26 protein-coding genes and 3 pseudogenes are annotated in these 26,244 nt (G+C 47.3%); 8 read left to right on the top strand and 21 right to left on the bottom strand.

Features of this window, described 5'->3' with window-relative positions:
* The 8 genes and pseudogenes from A3SI_RS17390 to A3SI_RS08995 form a co-directional block, all read right to left on the bottom strand.
* The coding region (locus tag A3SI_RS17390; protein WP_009055270.1) for a PAS domain-containing hybrid sensor histidine kinase/response regulator at window positions 1-2,062 on the bottom strand (2,062 nt) is incomplete at its 3' end.
* A gap of 10 nt (window positions 2,063-2,072) precedes the next feature.
* On the bottom strand, window positions 2,073-2,504 hold the full coding sequence (locus A3SI_RS09025; protein ID WP_009055269.1) for a hypothetical protein: 432 nt from the start codon (window positions 2,502-2,504) through the stop codon (window positions 2,073-2,075).
* Window positions 2,501-3,499, bottom strand: coding sequence for a PDC sensor domain-containing protein (locus tag A3SI_RS09020; RefSeq protein WP_040670555.1), 999 nt, complete (start codon window positions 3,497-3,499; stop codon window positions 2,501-2,503). The genes A3SI_RS09025 and A3SI_RS09020 overlap by 4 nt, the downstream gene beginning before the upstream one ends.
* 23 nt (window positions 3,500-3,522) lie before the next feature.
* The gene (locus tag A3SI_RS09015; protein WP_009055267.1) at window positions 3,523-3,762 is read right to left on the bottom strand and encodes a hypothetical protein; all 240 of its coding nucleotides are present in this window, start codon (window positions 3,760-3,762) and stop codon (window positions 3,523-3,525) included.
* 2 nt (window positions 3,763-3,764) lie between these two features.
* Window positions 3,765-4,103 (bottom strand): OsmC family protein, encoded by a 339-nt coding sequence (locus A3SI_RS09010; RefSeq protein WP_009055266.1) that lies wholly within the window; start codon window positions 4,101-4,103, stop codon window positions 3,765-3,767.
* 130 nt (window positions 4,104-4,233) lie between these two features.
* Window positions 4,234-7,610: pseudogene (locus A3SI_RS09005) on the bottom strand (methylmalonyl-CoA mutase family protein).
* Window positions 7,611-7,922: 312 nt separating this feature from the next.
* Window positions 7,923-9,218, bottom strand: a complete 1,296-nt coding sequence (locus A3SI_RS09000; protein WP_009055260.1) for an acetyl-CoA hydrolase/transferase family protein — start codon at window positions 9,216-9,218, stop codon at window positions 7,923-7,925.
* A gap of 123 nt (window positions 9,219-9,341) precedes the next feature.
* The gene (locus tag A3SI_RS08995) at window positions 9,342-10,454 is read right to left on the bottom strand and encodes a site-2 protease family protein (RefSeq protein WP_009055258.1); all 1,113 of its coding nucleotides are present in this window, start codon (window positions 10,452-10,454) and stop codon (window positions 9,342-9,344) included.
* Between the two features lie 257 nt (window positions 10,455-10,711).
* Between A3SI_RS08995 and pfkA the strand changes: the two genes are divergently transcribed.
* Window positions 10,712-11,686: a 6-phosphofructokinase gene (gene pfkA / locus A3SI_RS08990; protein WP_009055257.1), complete on the top strand. Its 975-nt coding sequence runs from the start codon at window positions 10,712-10,714 to the stop codon at window positions 11,684-11,686.
* Between the two features lie 3 nt (window positions 11,687-11,689).
* A complete protein-coding gene (locus tag A3SI_RS08985) occupies window positions 11,690-12,052 on the top strand; it encodes a hypothetical protein (protein WP_009055254.1) in 363 nt (120 codons plus the stop codon).
* A gap of 37 nt (window positions 12,053-12,089) precedes the next feature.
* On the opposite strand, the gene miaA is transcribed toward A3SI_RS08985, so the two are convergent.
* Window positions 12,090-13,028 (bottom strand): tRNA (adenosine(37)-N6)-dimethylallyltransferase MiaA, encoded by a 939-nt coding sequence (miaA, locus tag A3SI_RS08980; RefSeq protein ID WP_009055253.1) that lies wholly within the window; start codon window positions 13,026-13,028, stop codon window positions 12,090-12,092.
* A gap of 21 nt (window positions 13,029-13,049) precedes the next feature.
* On the opposite strand from miaA, the gene A3SI_RS08975 reads away from it, so the two are divergent.
* The 6 genes and pseudogenes from A3SI_RS08975 (at window position 13,050) to A3SI_RS20680 (ending at window position 16,806) form a co-directional block, all read left to right on the top strand.
* Window positions 13,050-13,817, top strand: a complete 768-nt coding sequence (locus tag A3SI_RS08975) for a response regulator (protein ID WP_009055251.1) — start codon at window positions 13,050-13,052, stop codon at window positions 13,815-13,817.
* Window positions 13,818-14,194, top strand: a pseudogene (locus A3SI_RS08970) (response regulator).
* An 8-nt stretch (window positions 14,195-14,202) separates the two neighbouring features.
* Window positions 14,203-14,481, top strand: coding sequence for a hypothetical protein (locus A3SI_RS08965; RefSeq protein ID WP_009055247.1), 279 nt, complete (start codon window positions 14,203-14,205; stop codon window positions 14,479-14,481).
* Window positions 14,478-15,242 (top strand): MBL fold metallo-hydrolase, encoded by a 765-nt coding sequence (locus tag A3SI_RS08960; protein WP_009055245.1) that lies wholly within the window; start codon window positions 14,478-14,480, stop codon window positions 15,240-15,242. The genes A3SI_RS08965 and A3SI_RS08960 overlap by 4 nt, the downstream gene beginning before the upstream one ends.
* A 2-nt stretch (window positions 15,243-15,244) precedes the next feature.
* Window positions 15,245-16,492, top strand: coding sequence for an NFACT family protein (locus tag A3SI_RS08955; protein WP_238531694.1), 1,248 nt, complete (start codon window positions 15,245-15,247; stop codon window positions 16,490-16,492).
* Window positions 16,492-16,806: an NFACT RNA binding domain-containing protein gene (locus tag A3SI_RS20680; protein ID WP_238531693.1), complete on the top strand. Its 315-nt coding sequence runs from the start codon at window positions 16,492-16,494 to the stop codon at window positions 16,804-16,806. Before A3SI_RS08955 ends, A3SI_RS20680 begins: the two co-directional genes overlap by 1 nt.
* Before the next feature lie 10 nt (window positions 16,807-16,816).
* Here A3SI_RS20680 and A3SI_RS20675 read toward each other — a convergent pair whose 3' ends face one another.
* The 12 genes and pseudogenes from A3SI_RS20675 to A3SI_RS19690 all read right to left on the bottom strand — a co-directional run bounded on the left by A3SI_RS20675 (window position 16,817) and on the right by A3SI_RS19690 (window position 26,181).
* A complete protein-coding gene (locus tag A3SI_RS20675; RefSeq protein ID WP_238531692.1) occupies window positions 16,817-17,266 on the bottom strand; it encodes a hypothetical protein in 450 nt (149 codons plus the stop codon).
* Window positions 17,267-17,376: 110 nt separating this feature from the next.
* Window positions 17,377-18,812: pseudogene (locus A3SI_RS08950) on the bottom strand (cation:proton antiporter).
* A 195-nt stretch (window positions 18,813-19,007) separates the two neighbouring features.
* Window positions 19,008-19,430, bottom strand: coding sequence for a hypothetical protein (locus tag A3SI_RS08945; protein WP_009055244.1), 423 nt, complete (start codon window positions 19,428-19,430; stop codon window positions 19,008-19,010).
* 2 nt (window positions 19,431-19,432) lie between these two features.
* On the bottom strand, window positions 19,433-19,861 hold the full coding sequence (locus A3SI_RS17385) for a LytR/AlgR family response regulator transcription factor (protein ID WP_162098441.1): 429 nt from the start codon (window positions 19,859-19,861) through the stop codon (window positions 19,433-19,435).
* Window positions 19,862-19,902: 41 nt separating this feature from the next.
* Window positions 19,903-20,223, bottom strand: coding sequence for a LytR/AlgR family response regulator transcription factor (locus tag A3SI_RS17380; RefSeq protein ID WP_009055241.1), 321 nt, complete (start codon window positions 20,221-20,223; stop codon window positions 19,903-19,905).
* Window positions 20,198-21,004, bottom strand: a complete 807-nt coding sequence (locus A3SI_RS08935) for a sensor histidine kinase (RefSeq protein WP_009055239.1) — start codon at window positions 21,002-21,004, stop codon at window positions 20,198-20,200. Before A3SI_RS08935 ends, A3SI_RS17380 begins: the two co-directional genes overlap by 26 nt.
* Window positions 20,952-21,233, bottom strand: coding sequence for a hypothetical protein (locus A3SI_RS18905; RefSeq protein WP_156810249.1), 282 nt, complete (start codon window positions 21,231-21,233; stop codon window positions 20,952-20,954). The genes A3SI_RS08935 and A3SI_RS18905 overlap by 53 nt, the downstream gene beginning before the upstream one ends.
* A gap of 102 nt (window positions 21,234-21,335) precedes the next feature.
* Complete coding sequence (locus A3SI_RS21590; RefSeq protein ID WP_083836474.1) at window positions 21,336-21,491, bottom strand: fasciclin domain-containing protein; 156 nt, start codon at window positions 21,489-21,491, stop codon at window positions 21,336-21,338.
* A complete protein-coding gene (locus A3SI_RS08925; protein WP_009055236.1) occupies window positions 21,479-22,768 on the bottom strand; it encodes a fasciclin domain-containing protein in 1,290 nt (429 codons plus the stop codon). The genes A3SI_RS21590 and A3SI_RS08925 overlap by 13 nt, the downstream gene beginning before the upstream one ends.
* A 239-nt stretch (window positions 22,769-23,007) precedes the next feature.
* Window positions 23,008-24,111 carry a hypothetical protein gene (locus A3SI_RS19700; protein WP_202946854.1) on the bottom strand — a complete coding sequence of 368 codons (1,104 nt, stop codon included), beginning with the start codon at window positions 24,109-24,111 and terminating at the stop codon, window positions 23,008-23,010.
* On the bottom strand, window positions 24,077-25,465 hold the full coding sequence (locus tag A3SI_RS19695) for a hypothetical protein (RefSeq protein WP_202946853.1): 1,389 nt from the start codon (window positions 25,463-25,465) through the stop codon (window positions 24,077-24,079). The genes A3SI_RS19700 and A3SI_RS19695 overlap by 35 nt, the downstream gene beginning before the upstream one ends.
* 5 nt (window positions 25,466-25,470) lie before the next feature.
* Window positions 25,471-26,181 carry a carboxypeptidase regulatory-like domain-containing protein gene (locus tag A3SI_RS19690; protein ID WP_202946852.1) on the bottom strand — a complete coding sequence of 237 codons (711 nt, stop codon included), beginning with the start codon at window positions 26,179-26,181 and terminating at the stop codon, window positions 25,471-25,473.
* Window positions 26,182-26,244 lie beyond the last annotated feature (63 nt).

Here is a 26,244-nt window from a genome sequence, read left to right as displayed (position 1 = left end):
ATCCTCCACGACGAGTAAACGCAGTGGATATTTTTCCGCCATATCCGTAAAATCCGTTTCCTCTGTAGTGCTTAGGCACATCTATTCGTGTATAGGTCTCCTCTGCGGCTGCCTGAGCAAAGATGCTGAACATAAACACAGACCCTTTTCCCAGTTCACTTTTAATTTCTAAGTCACCGCCCATTAGTTCGATCAAACGCTTCGAAATCGCCAGTCCAAGGCCCGTTCCCCCTGCGGAAGCATTTTCCGCCTGCACGAATGGTTCTGTAAGTTTTTTGATTTGATCACTTGGAATTCCGATTCCGGTATCTTCCACCTCGAAAAGCAGGACGACATTCTGGCCAACGATCGGTTCACAGGTAAGCCGGAGGCGCAGAAAGCCATTAGCCCGAGAAAACTTCAAGCCATTTCCGATTAAGTTCACCAGCACCTGACGAAGTTTCTCCTTATCGGCAATAAGGGTTTCGGGTAAAGTCCCTGCGATTTTAAACTCCATCTGTACCTGTTTTTCTTCCGCCTGTCTGCTAAACATGCGGAAAATTCCTGCGATCTCTTCCCGAATTTGAAAAGAGGAGGGGTGGAGTTCGATTTTACCAGACTCTATTTTAGAATAATCGAGCACGTCACTAATGATATCCTTAAGCGAGATTCCAGATTCACGGATGATTTGGAGATACTGCCGCTGCTGTTCTGTGAGTGGAGTTTTCTCGAATAGGCTGAGCACACCGAGTAGCCCATTCATCGGCGTACGAATTTCATGACTCATACTCGCTAAAAAGGTAGATTTCGCACGAGAGGCTTGCTCTGCAGCATCTACTGCCTCGCGTAATCCCTTTTCCCAAAGCTTTTGACCTGTGATATCCCGTGCCATACTGATGACATGGTTGGCATCCAGCATAAAGAAGCGGGTTTCGAAAATTCTTTTGCCGATAGGCAAGTCTGACTCCAGCTCGAAGGTTTGTAGCTTACCTGTTTTTAAGGTCTTTTTAAAGGTACGCATTACCTTTTCATTCAGTGGGGCGGGCAGGACCTCTTGAATGCTTTTCCCGAGGCTTTGTTCTGCTGGGGAGAGTAATAGCGACTCATCCTGCACGTAGTAATCTATAAAAACAGCATCTTGATCGTAGATAAAGATAATATCCGGTAGCGCGTGAAGAACAGAGCGCAGACGCTCTTCACCTAATTTCATCGCCTCTTCCACAGCATAACGAGACGAAATATCAGAGCATAGCCCGACCACACCTGAAAAAGTGCCCTTTTCATCATAAAGCAGGCGTTCGAAGGTTCGCGCCCTACGCAGGCTCCCGTCTTTATGCCGAATAAAAAACTCATAGGTAAGAGACTCTTTTCTGTCGGCTATCGCCTGCTGGAAAATTTCGCCGTAATCTTCTAGGGTATCTGCATCGAGAAAGTCTTTAAAATTAAGCATAAACTCCGTCTGCGTGTAACCAAAGATTTCCTTTACCTCTTCCCCTACTCCAGTAAATTTAAAATACTGGTTTTGGAAATAGATAAATCCTTTAGACTCTTGGAGAAGCAGGCGTTGTTTTTCGAAGAGATCATTAATTTCTGCTGCGTTTTCTGAAAGCAAGCGGGCATTACGCTCTAAATTTTTTACCCAAAAATAAATGAGCAGGGAAAACAACATCACCAATACCACAAAGCCTAAGAAGGTAGCCCAATACCCTCTATAGATACCTGCCACCACACCCTGATGGGGCTGAAAAAACACAAGTCCCATCTGATCTACTAAAGGGTACAGACGAAAAGGATAACTGTGTGCCGTACCACTAATTTGGCTTTCTGGTGTGGATAAAATTCCGATATGCGATGCTCGGAGACCATTCGCTTGATTCGAAGAAATGAGTTCTTTTAAGTCATCCGAAAACGTATAATGCTCTAGTTCTTCATCTGAAATATTCCCCTGAGCTGAATAAAAACTACCATTCTTATGAAAAATCTTGTAACCGGAAGAGATATAAAAAGATTTTAGCTGCTGCCGAATAAAATTTCGAACATTTACGCGTGCCTCTAAGCGGACGGGTAAGAGTTGATGATCCACAAGTACCGTTTTACCCGTGGCGGGAGGAACCGCCGAAACGTGACGAAAAATTATTATAGCTGTCAAAAAAATAGACGTACTTCTCTTGGCGAACATGTAGGATGAGAGAATCGATGAGGTCATAATGCGAAGTCAAAACCCTGCGCAGACGTCTTTCTAGGAGGCGTCGCTCCCGCTCATTATCCCCTAAACTGCCCTCGTCTAGCATGCTGAGTGCAAACTGCATGTCCTCGTAGAAATTCCCAAACTCCTTTTCTAATTCATTCGCGGCGAGCTCAACTTGCTTCCTATACACCTGCCCTATGCTGGAGGTATTATTTTCATAAAGAGACTTATAAAAAGTGAAAGCCAAGTAAAAGGTGAGCAGTAGCACTAAAACTACCAGTGCTCCAAAGGTTAAATTCCCCCCTTTTATACTATTTTCCAACACTTTTTTCTTCATAAAGGACGAAGCTCAAGTACAAACCAGTTTAGCTTTTCTAAAGGTACCTTTATTACCTCAAACTGTTTGTCATCCAAAGAAAAAAGGTCTACTTCTGCTCCTTTTTTAAATAAAGTCTCCGCGAGCAGACGAACCTCAAGTTGTTTACTTTGATACAAATTATACGCTTCAGGCCGGAAACTATCCCGAATTACAGGCTGGATGTAGGAGTAGTTTCGGATAGGTGGTAAGCTAAACATTTCCACTGCAGCATCTTTTCCTGCCACTAAAACGCCATTTTGATCCACGATAAGTAGGAGCTCTGATGTAGCACGTAAGTAATTTTCGATAATCGAGGAAATGGTCAAATCAGCCCCCAACACAAAGAGTAGTTCCTCCCCCCTATACACCGGATGTAAAAGACTAACCATCCAGCCCTTACCCACTGGATCTACATAGGCTTCCTGAATCCATACAGGACCCTTATTCGGGTTATTGAGCTCATCGGCCATGTAATAAAAGTTATAGCTCGTAACATCAAGGACCTCTGTGAGCATGGACTGTGCTTCATAGGGAGGATAAAGCCGATTTATCTGATAGCTAGAATTCAGATAAACTTGCGTGACCAAAGGATTTTCCTTCAGCACTTTTTTAAAATGCCGGTCGAGCCGTTCCGTTTGCGCCAGCAATTCAAAACTACGCACTTTATCAGGAGCTAACGCGGATACATACAGGGAACTTTCCGATGTATCCGCCCGCGGCAAGGTATTAAAATAGTGCTTAGACAGGTCGTACTTCTTTCGCAGCTCCTGCTCCGAAAAGGGGGGAGCATTTTCCACTACCTCCTCTGCGACCAGCGTCAATCCTATAATAGCGCGCTCAAGCTCAATAAGCTGCGTGTAGAAAGACGATGCAAATCGTACCGCAGCCGAATCCTCTTCCTGCTTTTGAACCGGATTACAAGCACTCACGAACACCATAAAAAACCAACCGAAATACCAACAACTTAATCGCATAAATTCATAACAAATGACTAAATCTAGCCATTTTCTAATTGAAATCGAAGTTTTTCTCCCATTACCTCAAAATTATTTTTAACTCCCTCCAAAAAAGGTTCTGACAGAAAGCCTTCTAGCTCTTTTTCCTCTAAAATATCCATTTCCGACACCTTATACGTTTGTTCTAAGGGACCCAGCTCATACTTGAGGATATACTTATTATTCCAAGAGAAAATGCTAATGCGAATATCCCCTTGGGTTAATTCTTTTACGACGCGCATACTTATGGCTTTTTCACTTCTGATGTGTATGAAATTTCTGATTTAAGGCTGGCCGACACCGAGCAGTACTTGTCCACCGACAGGCGCACCACTTTCTCGAACTCCTCAGCCGTGGCATCGGGCGATACCAAAATAAAGTGTAGGTGTATCTTCTCATAGTAAGCTGGAATGCCCTCATGACGCTCCCCTTTCACCTGCACAGAAAAATCGATGATCTCACGGCGCTTTTTGCGCATCATGAGCACCGCATCCACAGAGGCACAGCCCCCCACCGCGGAAAGCAGTAAATCCATCGGACTCTGTGCCTGCTTCTCTTCCGGTGCTAACATATCGATCGGCACTGTAATGCCTGATCATTTTTTGCCTCATAGGCATAGTCCGCCTGCATGCGAACCTCAACTTGTCTCGTCGCCATAATCTTTTTAGCTATAAAAAAGCCTCGAAGAAATTCTCCGAGGCCCTAAAATCATACTACATATTTCTGCGGTACTGACCTCCTACCTCATATAAGGCTTGTGTCAGCTGCCCTAAAGAGCAGTATTTCGCTGCCTCCATTAGGCCTTCGAAGATGTTCTGATTTTGAACAGCGCGGTGGCGCAATTCGTTCAGCATCGCCTCTGCCTGCTGCTTATTTCGCTGGTGCAGGTAGCCTAACATCTCGATCTGATACTCTTTCTCCTCCTTATGCGCACGAATTACCTCGCCCGGAATCACCGTCGGCGAACCCTCCGAACTTAAGAAGGTATTCACTCCGATAATCGGGTACTCACCCGTATGCTTTAAGGTCTCGTAATACAAGCTCTCCTCCTGGATTTTACCACGCTGATACATGGTTTCCATAGCGCCTAACACTCCTCCACGCTCTGTCAAACGGTCGAACTCTGCATACACCGCTTCCTCGACGAGATCTGTGAGCTCCTCGATAATGAAGGCTCCCTGAAGAGGGTTCTCATTTTTAGCCAAGCCCAGCTCCTTATTGATGATGAGCTGAATCGCCATGGCACGACGTACCGATGCCTCCGTAGGCGTCGTGATCGCCTCATCGTACGCATTCGTATGCAGCGAGTTACAGTTATCATAAATCGCATACAAAGCCTGTAGCGTCGTACGAATATCGTTAAAATCGATTTCCTGCGCATGCAGGGAGCGCCCAGAAGTTTGAATGTGGTACTTAAGCATCTGACTTCGCTCATTAGCACCGTATTTCAGCTTCATGCTTTCGCCCAGATCCTTCTCGCCACACGTCCGATCACCGCATACTCCGGATCGATCCCATTTGAGAAGAAGAACGACAGGTTCGGCGCGAATTTATTGATGTCCATCCCGCGAGACACATAATACTCCACGAAGGTAAAGCCATTCGAAAGCGTCAGCGCCAGCTGGGTAATCGGATTGGCACCCGCCTCCGCGATATGGTACCCCGAAATCGACACCGAGTAGAAGTTGCGGATGTTATGGTCGATAAAATACTGCTGCATATCTCCCATCACACGAAGCGAAAACTCCGTAGAGAAAATACAGGTATTTTGTGCTTGATCCTCTTTTAAAATATCTGCCTGCACCGTTCCGCGCACCTTGGCCACCGTCTCTGCCTTAATCTTAGCATACACATCAGCAGGTAAAACCTGATCGCCCGTCACCCCTAAAAGGAACAAGCCCAAGCCATCATGGCCCTCTGGAATCGACGCATTATAGCGTGGGCGTGGAACACCCTTCTCAGCATAAATAGCCTCTATTTTGGCCTCCACTTCTGCCTCTAAACCATTTGCATGGATGTAGCGCTCACACTGCTGATCGATGGCCGCGTTCATGAAAAATGCGGTCATCGCAGCTGCAGGCCCATTTATGGTCATGGAAACTGAGGTGCTCGGCGCACACAGGTCAAACCCGCTATACAGCTTTTTCGCATCATCCAGACAGCTGACATTTACCCCCGAATTACCGATTTTACCGTAGATATCCGGACGATAATCGGGATCCTCCCCATAAAGCGTTACCGAGTCGAAGGCCGTAGATAAACGCTTGGCCGGCATGCCCTTAGACACATAGTGGAAACGTTTATTGGTCCGCTCAGGACCCCCTTCTCCGGCGAACATACGTGTGGGATCTTCTCCTTCACGCTTAAAGGGGAATACGCCTGCGGCAAAAGGAAACTTGCCTGGCACATTTTCTGTCAGGCCCCACTTAAGTAGGTCCCCCCAAGCTTCGTACCTTGGAAGCACCACCTTTGGGATTTGGCTGCCCGCCAAACTTTTCGTGTAGGTCTGTACCTTAATTTCTTTGTCACGCACCTGGAAAACATAAAAGTCATCCGAGTAGCGCGCCTTCTCAGCATCCCATTCCTCTAACCACTTCTTGTTCTTGGGATCTAAGTTGAGGGCCACCTGCTCATACACCTCCTGAAGTTCTTTCACCAGACGATCTGCATCTGCCACGCCCGACTGCTGAATCGTTTCGATACTTTTATGGATGCTGTAGAGCTTTTGAGCCACTTCCTTCTGCTCTTCCACCCACTGCCCATACTTCCGGTTGGTTTCCGAAATCTCCGAAAGATAGCGTGTGCGGGCAGGAGGAATGATGTAAATCTTCTCCGACATTTCATTACTCACCTCGAAGCTCGTCTGAAGTGGAGCCCCCGTTTTCTCCACCACTGTCTGCATAAGCGCGCGGTAGAGGTGGTTCATACCCGGATCATTAAACTGCGAGGCGATCGTGCCGTAGACGGGTAGTTGCTCGTCCGGGGTGTCCCAAAGATTATGGTTGCGCTTATACTGTTTTTTCACATCACGAATCGCATCGAGTGCTCCGCGCTTATCAAATTTATTTAAGGCAATGACATCAGCGAAATCCAGCATATCGATTTTCTCCAACTGTGTGGCCGCCCCATATTCTGGCGTCATGACATAGAGGGAGAGGTCGGAATGCTCGATAATTTCAGTATCAGACTGGCCGATTCCTGATGTTTCGAGGATGATTAGATCGAAATTCGCTGCCTTCACCACATCTACCGCATCCTGCACATACTTAGAAAGTGCGAGATTCGACTGTCGTGTAGCGAGCGAACGCATGTACACGCGTGGATGATTTATCGCATTCATTCGGATGCGATCCCCAAGAAGAGCACCCCCCGTTTTCCGCTTAGAGGGATCCACGGAGATGATAGCCAGATGCTTGTCCTCGAAATCCAATAAAAAACGGCGTACCAGCTCATCCACTAGAGAAGATTTCCCCGCCCCACCAGTGCCGGTGATGCCTAAAACTGGGGTTTTAGCCTCCTGTGCGGCAGCACGTACTCGCTTTAAAATGCCTGCAGACTGCTCCGGAAAGTTTTCTGCCGCTGATATGAGGCGAGCGATCGTGACCTTTTCTTCCTTTGTCGGCAGCGTCGCCAGGTCCTGCACCTTATCTCCTACAGGGAAATCAGCCGTCTGTACGAGATGATTAATCATCCCCTGAAGACCCATCGAGCGGCCATCATCTGGAGAATAAATGCGTGCAATGCCATAGGCGTGCAGCTCCTCGATTTCGGTCGGTAAAATCGTGCCTCCACCGCCGCCAAAAAGCCGGATATGCCCTGCGCCTCGTTCCTGAAGTAAATCAAACATATACTTGAAATACTCTACATGGCCCCCTTGGTAAGAGGTGATCGCGATGGCCTGCACATCCTCCTGGATCGCACAGTCCACGATCTCCTGCACGGAGCGGTTATGCCCTAAGTGAATGACCTCACAGCCAGTCGCTTGGATAATACGCCGCATGATGTTAATCGCAGCGTCATGGCCATCGAATAGCGAGGCCGCCGTCACAATACGTATGTGATTTTTGGGTTTATAGATTTCTTGCGTCACAGTATGATAAAGCTATTATTTTCTAAGATCCCCCCAGAAGTGGGGCGCCTTCCGGCTACCTTGCGAATATAAGGAATTTATGCTAAGGAGGAAACCTTGATTACAGAAAGCCAGCAAAAGATTATTCCGCTAACACTTGTTTTGTGTATAAACTAAAAATATTCAGCAAGAAATTACAGCCATCGACATATAAATAAACGGTTGTATAGACACAGGAATTACCTCCCCATATTTTGCGCCCCGGCGCAAAAAAAAAGCGAGGCCCTGCCCCACCGGGCTAAAGACCTCGCCTACAGGAGATATCACGCCCGCTTAGCGAAAGGTGTACTTAAAAGACCCAAATCGGGCTACGATTTCGCGTTCTAAAGTCTCGCGATGATCTGGGTGGGCGATTTCCATCAAGGCATAGGCACGCTGCCGCAAGTTTTTGCCATACAAATAGGCCACCCCGTACTCGGTCACCACATAGTGCATGTGCGCGCGCGTAGTCACCACCCCTGCTCCAGTACGCAAGAAAGGATTGATTTTACTTTCGCCTTTTCGCGTAGTGGAGGCCAGCGCCATGATGGGTTTTCCGCCCTTAGAAAGGGCCGCACCACGCATGAAATCCATCTGCCCCCCGACGCCCGAATAGTGATAGCTCCCGATAGAGTCCGCACAAACCTGCCCCGTTAGATCGAGTTCCAAACAAGAATTTATGGAGACCACTTTAGGATTTTTCCGTATCACAGAAGTGTCATTCACATAGGCCGCCTCCTGAAAAGAAAAGAGCGGGTTATCGTGCAGGAAGTCATAGAGCGCACGATTTCCGATGGCAAAAGCAGTGACGACCTTGCCAGGATGTTTTTTCTTATAAGCATTCGTGACCACCCCCGACTGGATAAGCGGAAGCAGTCCATTAGAAAACATTTCGGTATGAATGCCGAGGTCCTTATGCTGGGTCAGTGCGCGGAGGGTGGCATCGGGAATACCACCGATACCCATCTGCAGCGTAGAGCGGTCCTCGATCAGTTCAGCGATATAGGCACCGATTTTTTCCTCTTTTTCACTGATTTTCTGGCTGTAATCTACCTCTGGAAGCGGCTCGTCGATTTCTACATAAGCATGGATGCGGCTCATGTGGATATGTCCTGCACCGTGGGTTCGTGGCATCTGTTTGTTGACTTGTGCCAAAACGATTTTAGCCGTTTCCACAGCGGGAATAGCGATATCCGCTGAGACACCTAAACTGCAGTAGCCATGCTGATCGGGCTCTGACACATGGAGGATCGCCACATCGGGCTGCAAAATTCCGGAACGAAAAAGTTGTCCGATCTCACTTAAAAAAACGGGCACATACCCTCCCTGTGCACTGTTAACGGCCTGGCGCACATTTTCGGAGACGAAGAGCGAATTGATAAAAAAGGCATCTTTTTCTTTTACTTCCGTGAGTGGCATCGCCCCTAAAGTAGAGATAGAGACGATTTCTACTCCTTTAAGCTCCGCACTTCGGGCGGCGAGGGCGCGTAGCAGGTGATGGGGTGTGGCGGCACTTCCATGGATAAAGACGCGATCTCCCGATTGTACAGAGGAGACCACCTGAGCAGCGGCTACAGATCGAACAGACATAAATTTTACGTTAGTATAGGTAGGGAAAAATAGACAAAACAAATGTAAAACACTTCGAAAAGCATTTTACAACTACTTAAGAAACGGAAAGAGGTGAAAAGAGTTTACGAATAGCCCATAGACCTACTGGGCTAGCGCTGTGGTCTCAGCCGATCGGAGGGCGTTTCGGACCAGTACAAACTCCGCAACATTTTCTTGGTCTAAAATCCCAACGAAGGTTCCTTGGTCAAAGACGAGTGCCACTTTAACATTTTTTTCGAGCATCCTTTGCCAGGCCCGCTCTAGCCCTTCGTTCACCTCTAGACGCAGCGCATCTTTCTCTACCACACGATGGATGGGAAAGTCTGTCCCCCCCTGCTGCAGGCCAGCGATGATCGCGTCACGACTTAGGGTGCCGACGACTCCCTGCGCATCATGCACCACGAAATGGGTCGCTTGGCTGTTGAGCAACTTGTCCACTGCCAGCGCTAATGGGTCGCTGAGGGCCAGTAGCTGATACTTACGCATCAAGACATTCTGAACGGTGAATCCTTTCAGGACGCTTTGTTTTGCGGTATGGGCGACCTCCGAGCCTGCACCTAAAAAGATAAATATCCCCACTAAGACTAGGATAGGGTTATAAAATAGGCCCACGAACACAAACCCCACAGCCAGCACCTGCCCGATTCCGCCGGCGATACGAGTAGCCTTCTCTCGCGGCATGCGGATGGCTAAAAAGGCCCGTAAAACCCTTCCTCCATCCATAGGAAAAGCAGGGAGCATATTGAAGAGTGCGATAAATACATTGGCGGAAGCCAAGACCAAAAGGAAATTCCCGGCCCCTAAGCGCGGCTCTTCCAGATCCATGCCAGAAAGGTCAGTGGTTCCTGTGAGCCCGATAAAAAGAAGTAGCACCAGGAAAATCACGATATTCACGGCGGGACCAGCCAGCGCCACGGCCAGCTCTTGCTTCGGGTCCTCGGGCAGTTTCTCCAGTCGCGCCACTCCTCCTATCGGTAGCAGCGTAATGTCGCGGGTGGGAATTCCGTAGCGTGCGGCGGCCAGGGCGTGGCCAAATTCGTGGAGGGTCACACAGAAAAAAAGGCTGAGTACAAAGCCTAGTGTCCACAGGATCGTCTCCGCGTCGGCTCCCGCTCGATAGTTCGAGAGCACGATCCAAAGCAGCAGGAGCGAAAAGGTCCAGTGCACAAAAACTTTTATCGATTTATAAGTACCTAGATACAGGGAAAGCTTCATACGAATCGGTTTAGGGGGGTGAAATTGGGTTAAGACTACAAATTTACACGTGGAAAAACGCCAATTCCCTGATAAAAATCAGTAAATCTCAAGAGAGTCCGCAGCTTTTTTTCGGGTAAGCTATCGGCAAGGAAACCTAAAGACAGATGAAGCCTCCGTTAAGTCTGGAAACTAATCAGGCGCTCTGCCGTTATTTTTGTACTTTTGGCTTGGCGAAAGCCTACTCAACCTATTTATAAAAAACCTAATGGCTATTCATGAAAAAAATTGCGGTTTTTACCTCTGGGGGTGATGCTCCTGGAATGAATGCATGTATCCGCGCCGTGGTTCGCACGGCGATTTACCATGGGATCGAAGTCTATGGCATTAATTATGGCTATGAGGGCATGATGAAGGGCAACATCAAGAGGATGCAATCCCACTCGGTCAGCAACATCATACAGCGGGGCGGAACGATCTTAAAATCGGCACGTAGCGAAGATTTCCGCAGTGCAGAGGGTCGCCGCATCGCCTATTCCAACTTACAAGCGCAGGGCATCGAGGGGCTTGTGGCCATCGGCGGGGATGGAACCTTTACCGGTGCGAAGCGCTTCCATGAGGAGTTTGGCATCCCGATCGTCGGCTGTCCGGGCACTATCGATAATGACATTTTCGGGACCGACTACACGATCGGTTTTGATACGGCGGTGAACACGGCACTGGAGGCCATCGACAAGATTCGCGACACCGCGGCGGCACATGATCGAATTTTTTTCATCGAGGTGATGGGGCGTGATTCTGGCTACATCGCCGTGGAATGCGGCATCGGGGGCGGGGCGGAATTTGTGCTCGTACCCGAGCAAAAGACGGAGTTACAAGATTTAGTTAAGACGTTTAAAAATCTGCGTAAGTCGAAAAGTTCGAGTATTATCGTGGTCGCGGAAGGGGACGATGCCGGTTCCGCCGATCAGATCATGGGTGCGGTAAAGGCCTCCATTAACGATCCTGAAAAGGAATTTAAGGTGACCACTCTCGGGCATATTCAGCGTGGCGGAAACCCTACGGCCCGAGATCGTGTTTTGGGTTCTAGGTGTGGCATGGCCGCGGTAGAAGGACTTCTTCAGGGTCAAAAGCGTGCGATGGCTGGTGTCGTAAATGGAGAAGTCTGCTACACGGATTTCCATGACTGCATCACGAAGAAAAAAGTCTTAAAAGACGATCACCTGAAGTTAATCGAAATATTGAGCATCTAAATTATGGGGTTTTTACCGATTATGATTGTGGTGGGCGGCGCCTCTCTGCTGTTCATCCTGACTGTACGCATTTATCTGGCGCAGCGAAATAAAACGCTGGAAGAGTTAGAGTTGCAGATGAGCGCTGCCGCGCAAAGCCTTCGCTTCGGCCAGCTTTACGGGGAGTCCACGCACCCTTCAGGCTTTTTTCCATCGCTTAAAATGGATAAGAAAAATAGTTTTGATCAGACGCTCCTCGCGCAGTTCACGCAGGCGCATAAAAACTACCAGCTGGAAGTACGAGCGTATAATAAATTGGTAAAAAAGCGTCCTTATAGTTTCGTGGCTAAAATTTTCGGGTTTCGGGTACGCCCGCAGCTTGCTTAAACCCTGTGGATTTCTAGTCAAGTACTAGCAGCTCCCATTATTCGGGAGCTGCTATTTTTTTATCGATAAAACGTAAAATGTCTTCTATGGCATCGGGATGAAACCAGTGGATTTCCGGATCACGACGAAACCAGGTAAGCTGCCGCTTGGCATACCTGCGCGAGTTTCTTTTCAGCAGCCGCACGGCTTCGTCGTAGTCATACTGCCCCTCCAGATAAGCGAATAGCTCCGTATATCCTACTGTTTGGAGCGCATTAAGTTCTCGATAGGGATAGAGTGCTTCCACTTCTCGCAGCAGTCCTGCTTCCAGCATGAGGTCCATGCGCTGATCGATGCGCGCGTACAATTCTTCGCGGGGGCGTTCCAGTCCAATTTTGATGGTTCGAAATGGGCGTTCGGGCAGTTGCTTTTGGCGGAAGCCAGAATAGGGTACGCCTGTACCCCAGCAGACCTCTAATGCCCGCATGAGACGCTGGGGGTTTTGCATGTCCACTTCTGCGGCATAGGCAGGATCCAGCTGACGGATTTCGCGCTGCAGGGCAGCTAATCCCTCCGACTGAAAGAGCTGCTGCGCACGTTCACGAAAGTGAGGGGCAATGGGCGGAATCGGATCGAACCCCTTCGTGATCGCGTCCACATAAAGCCCTGAGCCCCCCGTAAGAAGCAGAACCTTCTTTTGTTTGAAATAGGTGTCCATGAAATTTAGGACTTCTTTTTCAAACAAATTCACATCGTATGCGTCATGTATAGACTTGTGGTCTACGAAATAATGTGTTACTTTGAGGCGTTCCTCATGCGTGGGTTTCGCGGTACCGATTTCCATTTCCCGAAAAAACTGTCTGCTGTCTGCAGAAAGTATAGGAATGTGAAGTTTTTCAGCAAGTGTGATGCATAGGGAGGTTTTGCCTACTGCGGTAGGCCCCACCACTGTAATCAGTATTGGCTTAAACGGTTTAATGCGGGCTACATCATTCATAGGGATAAATTTAGGGAATAAATGGACGGTCAAACAAAAAAAATACTCATCGTAGACGATAACTTACTTAATAGGAAAGTTTTCGAGCATATCGTGGGACAACTTTACGAAATACGTTCTGCTGAGGATGGGCAGCAGGCTGTCGATATGTTACGAGAAGAACAGGTGGACTTAGTCCTGATGGATATACAGATGCCGGTGATGGATGGGATCACAGCCTTAGGCATCGTGCAGAAAGAGCAGCTGACAGAATGTCCCATCATCGCGGTTTCCGCTTTCGCAGACGAATCGGATAAGGCCTACTTTTTATCCACAGGCTTTCATGACTTTATTCCTAAACCGATAAAACCTAAGGTGCTTCTAGAGTGTATCGCCTTTCACCTTGCGCCAGCCGAGGAGGTAATTCAAAATAGGGAGGCACATCTAAGTAGCGCACATGCTGTGGTACTCGATGAAAAAGTGTGGCAGCAGCTTTTAAAATACAATTCGGAAGAAAATATCCGGATGGTGTATTTTGATTTTGTCGATGAATGTGAGCGGCTTCTGGCCGATATCGAGCAGGCAGTAGCGCGCGAGGATTTTTTGATCATCGGGGAAAAACTCCACATAATAAAAGGAAATTCGGGGACACTGGGGGCTACGGATATTTTTATTTTTGCGAAAGATTTTGAAAATAGTATTAAAAAGGGCATTTTTGACAAGGTGAGTGCCCAAACAAACCGTCTAAAAGAGAAGGTGGAGCACTTTAAACAGCACTTAACAAGCACACAAAACCAAGCATCTACGTAAATGGAAAGTAAAAGAATTTTAGTAGCCGAGGATAGTTCCGTTATCATTAACCTTACTAAAAATGTTCTAGCCTTCGAAAAGTATCACATCACAGCCGTGAAAAATGGTGCACAAGTTTTAAAAAAGCTTGAGAATGAAGACTTCGATCTCATTCTTATGGACATTAACATGCCTGTGATGGATGGTATTTCGTGCACACAGGAAATCCGAAAAATGCCTCAGGCTGAAAAGTCTCAGATACCGATCGTGGCCATCACGGGCAATTATAAAAATTACACCTTAGACGACTTTAAGGCAGCAGCCTCGATGACTACATCCAAAAGCCACTTGATTATGACTTGCTTCTCGCTACAGTAAAGAAGCATCTGACCAAATAACGTTATTCATGCCAGTACGGTACACCAAAGCCTATTTAGATAAGCTAGAAAGTGTTTTTGCCTCATCGGCGTATCATCTACGGTACGAAAAAGGAAGCTTTAAGTCGGGATATTGTATCTTGAACGAAAACAAGATTGTAATCGTTAACAAGTATTATACATTAGAAGGTAAAATCAACACACTGCTAGATATCCTAAAAGAGTTAGATTTAGATCCGGCTAGTGTGTCGGATAAAAAGCTGCAGGCTTTCCTTTCCGAGATAAAACAAACTGTACTGAAGCTTTGAAGATTACATTTTTAGGCACAGGAACCTCTCAGGGGGTTCCCGTTATTACTTGTAACTGTCCTGTGTGCAGTTCCTTAGACTTTCGGGATAAACGTCTTAGAAGTTCTTTACTGCTAGAAGTCCAAGGAAAAACGCTAGTGATCGATACGGGTCCTGATTTCCGGCAGCAAATGCTGCAAAACCGCGTGCAGCAACTTGATGCTGTTCTTTTCACGCATGCACATAAAGACCACACAGCGGGCATGGACGATATTCGCTCGTTCAACTTCAAGCAGAAGCAGGACATGCCTATTTATGCTACTTCCGATGTATTAAAACAGATTCAGCGGGAGTTTGCTTATGTGTTTGAGGCCATTAAATATCCGGGCGTACCCGCTGTGGCTCCTGAGATCATCGATGAAGCTCCCTTTTTGGCCGCAGGCATACCCATCACACCCATCGAGGTGATGCATTACAAGCTCCCGGTAAAGGCCTTTCGAATCGGGGACTTCACCTACATCACGGATGCGAATTACATAGCCGATAAGGAATTAGAAAAGGTAAAGGGCAGTAAGGTGCTCGTCGTAAATGCGCTACAGCGCACACCGCACATCTCGCACTTTACCTTAGAAGAGGCCCTCGCTTTAGTCGAAGAGCTCGAAGTGGAACAAGCTTTCTTCACGCATATTTCTCATAAACTGGGCACCCACCAGGAGGTCGAAGCTACCCTGCCTAGCCATGTACGCCTGGCTTACGATGGCCTTAGCGTTTCAATTCCCTAACCATGCATTTCAATCGCTATTTTCTCGAATTTCTCGTCCCTGAGTTGCGAGAAATACTCCTCGGACAGCAGATACAAGCGTGCTTTTCCCAAAATAAGGATGAGCTGATCATCGGCACAGTGAGTTCCTCAGGAGAGCGCTTTATCCGAGCGAATTTCCTGCCCAGTATCGCCTGTATGGACTTCCCGGACACCTTTCACCGGGGAAAGCGGAACACGATCAATTTATTTTCGCCACTGCTTGAAAAAACCATTGAGGCGGTGGACGCTATGCCGCATGAGCGCGCCTTTTCCCTTCGCCTAAGTGATGAGGCCGTGCTGCTCTTCAAGCTGCATGGCACTCGAGCAAATGTTCTTTACTACGACTCCGCGGATGCTCCTGAGGCCGTGCTACTTTTCCGAAATGAGCTTAAAGAAGACCACGGGGTTCCACTAAGCAGCTTTTCAAAGAAATTAGACCTCAGCAGAGCGCACTTTGATGCCTTAGAAGGGCATGCGGGACAGTTTTTACCCACTTTGGGCAAAATCCCCCGCCAATGGCTAAAGGAAAGGGGCTATCCTGATGCCTCACTGGATGTAAAATGGACCCTTCTACAGGAGCTCCTGGACATGCTGACCGTGCCGCTATTTAGTATTACACAGGAGCAGCAGAATTATGAGCTGAGCATGCTGCCGGTAGAAAACCCTCTTTTTCAGACCAGTGAGGCCGTAGAAGCCTGCCGGATGCTGTTTAAATATCGGGTGGCGATTCGCGCGTTCGAAAAAGATCGTGGACAGTGGATCAAACATTTTCAGGGACAAAATAAGAAATCTCAGGCCTATATCGCCAAAAACATGCAGCGACTGGAAGAGCTAGTGGAAGGCCGCTCCCCTCAGGAGGAGGCTGATATCCTGATGGCTAATTTACACCTGCTAAGTGGTCAAGAAACGGAGGCGCGCTTGTTCAATTTTTACAGCGGACAAGAAGAAGTGTTTAAGCTCAAACAAGGGGTGAGTCCTCAAAAACAAGCAGAGCTTCGCTATAAAAAGGCAAAAAATCGCCGTTTGGAAATCGCCCAAATCGAACAGCACATCCGTGATAAGGAGGAGCTAATCGCACAAAATGAGTTGTTTATCACACAGCTGGAGCAACTGGAAGATTACCGCAGCTTAAAAGCTTTTCTAAAAGACAATCAACTGGAGAGCCAGCAGCGTGAACAGGCTGAAAGTGTCCCTTTTAAACGTTTCGAGCATCAGGGTTTGAAATTTTAGTGGGCAAATCGGCCAAGGCCAATGACGAACTGCTTCGCCGCTATGCTTGGAAAGAGGATTTATGGCTACATGCCAAAGATGTGAGTGGCTCCCATGTGCTTATCAAGGCACGTTCAGGTTTAAATTTCCCAAAAGATGTACTTGAATATGCGGCTGGCTTGGCGGCTTACTACTCCAAGTACAAGCAAGAAAGCCTGGCTCCTATCGCTTACACCCCAGCGAAGTACGTGCGGAAGGTAAAGGGAAGTGCTCCCGGTGCTGTCATGGTAGACCGGGAGAAGGTGGTCCTGGTGGCTCCGCTAACGCCCCAGTAGGCACTTATACTTATCTGTTTTTCCTAAACAGTGCAGTAAGTGTCTCCGTTATCCCTTCGAAGGTAGATGCTCCATCTCCTATAGAAGGATCACTTAAAGCCTGGAAATCGGTATTCCCAACGCCACGCTGCATCGGATATACAAGTAAATAAGAGAACTCTTTAAAATAATTGTTTAAGTAATATGGGATTTTTGCCATGGCAGCATGGTAAGAAATCTTCTCTTTTCTACTCATAATAAGAACCAGTTGATCATTTTCCTTTAATTCCCGCGATAGGATTAAAAAATCTTCCCAGTTAGTAAAGGACTTGAAGGTCGCTTCGATGGGGTTGGATTTCTGAACAGAGCGTATAACTTTAAAAGCAGCATCATGTCCATAAAAAACGATAGGAGATCCTGAGTTTTTACTGATATTCCATATTTTCACCAACCAGAAGGGAAAACCGATTTCCCGCTCCACATTTCCTGGTAGTACGACACAGAGTCGCTTAATCGTGCTTAGCGGCTGTGCAGGTTTGTAGATAAACGTGGTGGTATTACACTTGGTAAGAATCCCTTTCGTCAGGTGCCCTAAAAAGGAATCTGAAATTCCTTTTTTACGTGTAGCCCTAAGATCAAGTCTGTAATAGCATGCTCTTTAACGACACTGTTAATGCCATTCACGATGTTGAGGTCGTAACGCAGTAATTCTTTAAGTTTATTATCTGAAGCCGCGGCCGTCATGACCGCCTGTTCTAGAATTTTTCGCGCGTTTTTAATGGGTAAATCGTTCTCGTCATTATTATTAACCACGCTGAGCGCATAGAGACCAGAGGTGTTTTTCTTGGATTTAATCAGCAAGCCTAGATTAACCAACTCTTCTGTCGTTTCCTGATTGCTGACAGGGATAAGAATGCGCTCCTTATCCTCTACCGTCTCGCTATCTTCTGTATCCACTTCTTGAAGGGCGATGTTACGTGCCCCTTTTTGGGCCACAAAGCTTGCGATGGTACAGGTTACCAAAATCATCAGAATAGTTCCATTAAGAATACTTTCGTTCAGCAGTCGAACCGGATTTCCGGCCTCGTCCGTACCGACGATGATGTTAAAGCCTACTAAAACTGCTGCAAGAGTAGCGGCAGCCTGTGCATTACTTAAGCCAAAAATAAGGTTTCGCTCATCTACCGAAAACTTAAATACTTTTTGCGTAGCGAAGGCGGCTAAGAATTTAGATAAAGTAGCCACTACGATCATCATCGCCCCTACCTTAATCGTTTCTATATCTTTAAAAAAGGCTTTGTAATCGATCAGCATGCCTACTCCGATTAAAAAAAAGGGAATAAAAATTGCATTTCCCACGAATTCGATTCGATTCATTAAGGGAGAAGTGTGAGGAATGAGACGATTTAAAGCCAAGCCAGATAAAAAGGCCCCAATGATCGCTTCGATACCTGCTAACTCAGCCAACACAGCCCCCAAAAAGACCATCACGAGTACAAAAATATACTGCGCCACACTGTCGTCCACTTTTTTAAAAACCAGCGTGCCAGTAAGGGAAATATAAAGATAATAATGCTGGAAAACAGGACCAGTGCCACACCTAAGCGCCCCCAAAAGTAACCATCTACCTCTCCCGCACTCATCCCGACGATGACGGCCAAGACCAACAACGCCAGGGTATCGGTAATCATCGTCCCCCCTACCGTTACATTTACTGCCTTGTTTTTAGCCACCCCTAACTTACTAACTAGTGGGTAAGCGATCAGGGTATGCGAAGCGAACATACTCGCTAACAAAACAGAGGTTGGAAGCGAGAAGGAGAACAAAAAATAAGACACGGAAGTCCCTAAAAGCATAGGAATTAAAAACGTAAACAAGCCAAACACCAAAGACTTGTTTACATTTTTCTTGAAATCCATCAAATCGATCTCCAGCCCTGCCAAAAACATGATGTACAGGAGTCCCGCTGTCCCTGATAAAATGATGCTACTATCTCGATCCAGAAGATAGAAACCATTTGGGCCCACGATGCACCTGCTATGATGAGTCCAAGCAGTGGCGGAATTTTTATCTTTTGGAGTAGCAAGGGAGCTACTAAAATGATAATTAAAATGATTAAAAAACGCAGCACGGGATTACTCAGCGGCAGCGTGAGATCATAGATATCTGCTAATAGAAGCATTGGTTTTCATTTAGAATGAAAAATAATAAAAATTACCTAATCACCGTAATGTATTTTCCTTTGGGGTAAAATATAGACCAGATTCCGGACGCCCCACACTAATTTTATTAAAACCATTCACTAAAACCACAGTGCCTGCGATACCGATTCCTCCTCCGACGTACAGCAGCGTCTCCCCTGCCCGAGGCCGCGTACCTAATAGTTGGCCACCCAAGATGGTAACAGAATATCCGAGCGTAGCCACTAAAATCCCTGCCTTTAACTGCTTTTTCGCTTGGTAGAGGCGCAGATCTGTCTCATACTGTTTCATTTCTAAACGCGATACCGCACGAACGAGCGAGTCAGATCGGGTGAGCATCCCGGTGGCTGCAGGAGCCTCCTGAAGAGGAGCGCTTTGATTTTGCGCATGCGCAAAGCCTCCGATGCAGAAAAGTAGTATGGCACACAAAAAAAGCTTCTTCATATTTACTGATTTATCCAATTTTTAAACCCAGAAACGCGCTCGCGGGATACTACCAGTAGCTCTCCCTTAGCCGCTCCGATTCCTATTTTAAGACGCCCATTTTCAAAAGGGGAAATGACATCAAGTGCTTCGATTTGTACGATAGTATTTCTACTGATGCGGTGAAAAATGGCTGGATCCAAGGCCTTTTCCAGCTCATTTAAAGATTCATCCACTAAATAGCGCTGCCCACCATCTCGTGTCACGAGGTAGGTAAGTCCGGCCTTAGAGTGAAAGAAAGCGACATCCTGTGCCCAAATAAAGTACATTTTTTTACCGACATGCACTAAAAAACGGGATTTATACGCTGGCTTAGGGAGATCGAGCACTTCTTGAATCATCTGCTTGAATAACTCAGGTTCAGGTAAGGCACTGACGGACGAGTGGCCCACGCTTTTAGCCAGCAAAAGCTCAACTTTTTTTAAGGCTCGCATTAACTTACTTCCTCTATGGGCTTTAACAAATAATCGATACAGTAATGGTCGAAAGCCTCGAGCGCATGCTGATCGAAGGCTGTTACAAAAATAACCGGTGTCTCTAGCCGATGCTTGCGCAGGGTATGGAAACTATGCCCATCGGCAAGGTGGATATCACAGAAGATGAGATCCACCTCCGTTTGAGTCGTTAATAGGTGCTCAAATTCTTCATTACTCTGCGCTAAGCCACAAATTTCGGATTCTGGCTGCAACTTGGAAATCAGCTGCTGCAGTCTTTTAGCGGCTAACGGTTCATCCTCTATAAGTAAGATTTTCATGATGTTTCAGCATGGGAAGAACGACCTCGAACAGTTCAGGAGTTTCCTGAACCTGTATCGCATGACCTAAAAACTGATATCTTTCGCGAATGTTTTGTAACCCTATCCCATTAGAGTTTTCCGGATACGGTTTAAGCTGCTTTTTATTGCGTATTTTTATGCTTTCTGGAGCTATATGGAGAGAAACCCGCATGGGGTTTGCCTGTGTAAAACTATTGTGCTTCACCACATTTTCGATGAGCAGCTGTAGGGTGGCAGGTGGGATGCCTAGGTGGGTCTGGTCTAAGTCTGAGGTGTACTGCACTTCCACCAAAAGAGCGCGATCAAACCGGGTTTCAAGTAGCGTGAGATAGGCCTGCATAAACGCCAGTTCGTCCTCTAGTGAGACCAGCACGCTATCTTTATGCTGCAGAAGGTAGCGATAAATTTTTGCCAACTGCTGTAAGTAATTCTCTGCTGCCTCCACATCTGTCTGGATGAGTGCAGATAAGGTGTTAAGATTATTAAAAAAGAAGTGGGGGTTCATTTGCGCGTTTAAGCGCTCCAGCTTCGCCTCGGAATTCAATCGGGAAAGCTTTTCTGCTTCTAAGGCTTTCTGTTTATACTGCTGATGGAAATACACCAATGCATGCAGCGTATTTAAAAAGAGATTCACGCGATACATAAAGCCAGCGATGAGCAGGAAGTTCTCTATACGGAAGAAAAAAGGATCTCCGAAGGTTTTGGCGCTAGCCCAAGTAAAAAAAAGTGCTCCGATACCCGTCAGCAGTAGGCTGGACAAAAAACTGAGTGATCAGGGCGTGAAAACGCGTAAACTGAGGCACCACGTACTGCTGAAGGAGACGATTTCCCTCCCATACGTAGCTTACGGCTAGCAAAATAAGAAGCCCTAGCGGTAATGCCTGTACGTCCACTAACGTAAGTCGATCCCCATCTAACAACCAGATGTTTAAAAAGGAGAAAGCCGTAAGGAAAAGGATAAATAACCAACGGTAGTGATGAGAGAACATGGGCCTTCTTTATCGAAAATACGCGGTGCAGGTATGTTTTGGATGAAGAAATGGGGCACAACATGCCCCATTTCTATGTATATAAAAGCAAGGATTGCCGAATTATGGGAGCAATACACCGTCGATAACGTGAACTACCCCATTTTCGATGGCTACATTAGCTGTAGTCACATTAAAGGTATTTCCATTATTATCTGTGACGGTTACGTTGCCATTGCTACGTGTTACAGTAAGCATTTCGTCCGCTAGTGTAGGCACCTCTTGCGCGCTTCTGCTAGGTCAAAAGAGAAGGCTACTGTAGGCACCACATGGAAACCAAGTGTTCTTACGACCTCTTCAAGGCCTAATAATTCCACTAATCCCTCTAGGTCAGCTACATTCTGCTCTTCCAGAAGGGCAGCGAATGCTTCGTTAGTTGGGGCAAACACGGTGATGGCCTCCGCTCCTAAAAGCGTTTCGCCTAAGTTAGCTGCCATAACTGCATCTAAAAGGACTGTTAGACCAGCTGCAGTGGCTGCTTCCACTACTGTAGGGAAGGTAAGTTCTGGTAGTAAAACACCGTCGATGACGTGCACGACACCATTTTCGATCGCTACATCAGCAGTCACTACGTTAAAGGTGTTTCCAGCTGCGTCCACCACTGTTACAGTACCGTTGGCTACATTAACGGTTAATTCTTGCCCTGCTAAGGTAGTAAACGTATTAGTCGCCTGTAAGTCACCAGAGAAAGCTACTGCTGGTACTACGTGGAAGCCTAAAACAGTTTCTAAGTTTTCTACACCACCGATACGTACCACTAACTCTTCTAAGGAGGAAACATTAAAGGCTTCAAGTGCATTTGCAAATGCCTCGTCGTTAGGAGCAAAAACAGTGATGGCTTCAGCAGCTGCTAAATCATCTGCGATACCTGCTGCTGTCACTGCTAAGATGAGGTTCGATAAGCCGGCCTCAGTAGCGGCTTCTAAAAGAGAAGGGGCCTCCATTTCCATTTCTCCTAATTCAGGAAGTAAAACACCATCGATTACGTGTACAACACCGTTTTCGATTTCCACGTCAGCGGCGATTACGTTAAAGGTATTTCCTACCGCATCCGTTACTGTCACTGCGTCTCCACTGCGCTCCACTAAGATTTCTTGTCCGCTAAGTGTAGGAAGCATTTGAGAAGGCTGTAAATCAGCCGCGAAAGCTACAGAGGGAACCACGTGGAATGCCAATACAGTTTCCAAGTTCTCTACACCGCCAAGCGTGGCTACTAATTCACCGAGATCGTTCGCATCGAAGGCAGCCAGTGCTGCTGCGAAAGCCTCGTTAGAAGGTGCGAAAACGGTAATCTCATCTGCCTGAAGCAGCGTAGGCCCCACTCCGGCAGCTTCCACGGCGGCAAGTAAGGTCGTAAGGCCGGCGTTCTGGGCAGCCGTCACTAAGTTAGGTGCATCCTCCTCCATTACTGGAGGCGTCATTTCTTCTTCATCACTACAAGCGAAGAAGGACAGGAACAGCGTTCCAGCGAGCAGATAATTGGCTAGTTTTTTCATAAGAGAGTAAAATTATTTTATGGATTAAACCCCTTTAAAATAAAATGTTTTCATGCCAATCCCTAACTTGTAGAATTTATACCTTGAACTGTTCATTTTTTACCTCGAACTGTCGCTACAGGCGAGGTGCTTGAACCAAAAAAGAGTCCGAGAAACGAACACGGCGCTCCTCGGACTCCAAATACTCCCTTGCTACCAAAACACACTGAGTTTTCAGGGAAGAAAGCTCGGCTTACCGCTTAAAAAGCATAGCGTAAGCCCAGCTGCATGCGCCACGGTGTACCGTTAATCGGAAGCACCCCTACTCCAGACTCTACATTATACTGGTAGGTACGTGTGGCCTGATCGAAACCCCGAATACTCTGTAGATTCCGCGTTCTTCCCAAGTCATTATTCACCCCCCAGTCTTTATTCAGTAAATTCATGAAGTTAAAAACATCAGCCGACACTTCGAAGCGCTGCTTGCCGAAGGTCTTAATCGTTTTTAATAAACGTAAATCCACCGTGAAGAAAAATGGATTTTCTCCTCCATTACGACGCGCCACAGAGCCGAAACTTTCTCTCAAGTAGCGCTTTGCACTTTCGGCCGTATTCGGGTCATTTAGAATCGCCTCGTAACCCGCACGAATCGCATCTGGCGTGGCAGGATCATTCGGATCGAAGACGAAAGCCAATGCATTATTCAGTGGAAAATCCCCCTGTAGAGAGCCATTCGAAGTCATAAATGAATAACGCGAGCCCCCGATACCGATTAAACTCGCCCCGAAAACAAAGCCCTTCCAAGTCGGTGAAGCTCCATTTAGCACCACCTTATCCCGAAATTGATTATCTGAGTAGCCCCAGTTGAGCGCACGCGAATCATCGACCACTGGAAGGAAAGTCGAGGTATTCGCCACACAGCAGTTGTAAGAGGAGTTATCAAAAGCCTGATTAAAGGTATAGGAAGCTGTAAAATAACCATCCTTACCGATGCGGACTGAACCGTCTAAGATAAAAGCATACTGATAGGCAGAGGCCACCGAGTTCAGCTCCAGCACACGTCCTACATTTTCAGAAGCTCGAGAGAACAACCAGTTCGTCTGCCCACGGTCTGAAATCGTCCCCGCAGGCACGAAAACACCTCTATTGCCCTCATTTTCCAGACGGAAAAACGGCTCATCCACTAAATTTCGTTCCAAGTACACGTAGTTATTATAGGTATACGAGAAGAGTGCATTCGCACCGACACGGAAGCGATCTCCGATGAACTTATTATAGTTTACATTCGCTTTTACCGTATTCGGAACTCTAAAATCCTCGCTGATCGCATTAATCGTAGAAATAAAATCGGCTCCTTCCGGCACCCTGGCGCAGGCACCCATTACGGTAACCGATAAAATCAGCCTCAGGAACCAGATCGCCCTGTACGTCGATCGCCGCTAACATCACACCCGAATTTTGGATGTTGTTCACCTGCGCATAGTAATGCGGCTGAGCCGCAAAGATCCCCGCACCAAATTTCAGCACATCGGTGTTCTTGCCCTTGATGTTCCATGTCAGCTGCACGCGCGGCTGAATATTCGTGAAGTCTTGTGGCTTCACCTGCGTATTGATTCCCAGCTCATTTCTCAAGACAGGGTTGGGAGCCGCTGCATTCATAAAAAGGGTCGCATCGTAACGTATGCCCACTACAGCATTCAGGTCTGGATGCGGATTCCACTCTGCCTGACCGAACACAGAAAAGTCCATCACCGTTTGCTTCACGATCGGCAGGCCCTGAAGCGGCACCTCACGCGCATAGCGGAAAGGGCGGTTATTTTCGAAATCAGTCAAGCTATTGTAAAAAAAGCGCCCGTTTTGCTCACTGGTGAGCAGGGTCTCCAAGTACGTGATCATATTATCCGTACCAAAAGTCAAGTTGACCTTACCCCGCTGCATGTAGGTGGTATTTACGAAATGCAACTGCCGCTCCATATTCGTCTCCGGTAAAAAACGCTGCCCACCGATCTGCACGTTCGTCGTCTGGATCGCGTTCGGATTACTTTCCGTAGGGAAAGGAGACTCTACCCGTACGATCGCCCGTGGGATGTTAAAGAAAGGCAACTGACTATTCGGTGCAAAAGCGCGCTCTGCATGCTGAAACTGAACTTTTAACTCGTTCGTCGTAGAGGCATTGGCGATACTTCGTAGGGAAACCAACAAACTATTTTCTTTCGAAGTAAAATCTCCCCATACCTCAGCGAGGTTAATGGCCGTATTGTCGTTTACAGAAAAAGGATTACTCCAGTTGGTGAAATTATTTCGGATCGTCAGCTTGTTGCGCTTATTAATCTGCCAGTCGATACGTGCAAAAATCGTGTTGGCTACTGTGGTACGGCCGAACTCCCCCACCTGCTGCTCAGGGCCTACGCCGAACTTATTACGTGCGATGTCGATAAAGCGATTTAGCGTGTCCTGGCGAATCCGCAGGCGACGCTCATCATCCTCATTTCGAATATCTGCGATAAAAACCGGTTCACCTGCATCTTGCCGATCGAAAACGGTGTAGAAGTGAAGCTTATCTTTAATGATAGGCCCTCCCAAGCTGAAACCCCACTGGGTATTATGAAAGCTCACATCCCGCTGCACCCCGCGAATATCCGTTTGGCTAGCTAGATTATCGTTTCGGTGATACACGAAAGCAGCACCTTCCATTTCATTCGTACCTGCCTTGGTCACCGCATTCAGTGCACCCCCAGCCTGACGCCCTGCGTCACATCATAGGCATTCGTGGCCACCTCGAATTCCCGAATCGCTTCGATGGAAACGGTGTAGGGCCCTCTTCCGATTTCTCCGGCGGTCAACTGATTACGCGCATTTACACCATCTAAGGTGATGTTCGTGGATGTTCTGCGCTGTCCACCGAGGTTGAGCGCTCCGCCACCCTGCAGCGGAGAAAGCGCCGTCAGGTTAGCAAAATTCCTTCCTTCCGTAGGTAGGTTTTTAATCTGCTTCGAGTCGATGGCCGTCACAGCACCTAGCTTATCGATCTGATTTTTAAAGCTATTGCCTGTTACCACTACCTCTTCCAGCTGACTATCGCTGGAAGTCATCTCTACACGCACCTGGATACGATCCCCCTGGTTCAGGGTATATCCTGTGTAGCGCTGCGTCTGATAGCCCATGTAGCTGATGGTTACCGAGTAAGGACTTCCTAAGGGAAGCTGCTGGAATGTAAAGCGGCCATCGACCCCCGTCACGGCACCAGCCTCAAAACCAGTGGATTCATTACGGACGAGCACCATGGCTCCGAGCATGGCCTCTCCCCTTTCATCGGTCACCACGCCACCGATAGTGGCATTCGTGGCCTGAGCGTAAGCTGACCCGGGTGAGGCCAGCAAGCATACCGTTCCGAAAATCAGAAACAGCACGCGTAAGCGTAATACGTTAAGCATAGTAAGATAAAGTGTCGTTTGATGCCACAAAAGTCGTGGTCTCCACTTCATCTGCATGTTAAA

Source organism: Nitritalea halalkaliphila LW7 (genome assembly GCF_000265075.1).
Taxonomy (GTDB): Bacteria; Bacteroidota; Bacteroidia; order Cytophagales; family Cyclobacteriaceae; genus Nitritalea; species Nitritalea halalkaliphila.
This window is presented reverse-complemented; position numbering and strand designations above follow the sequence as displayed.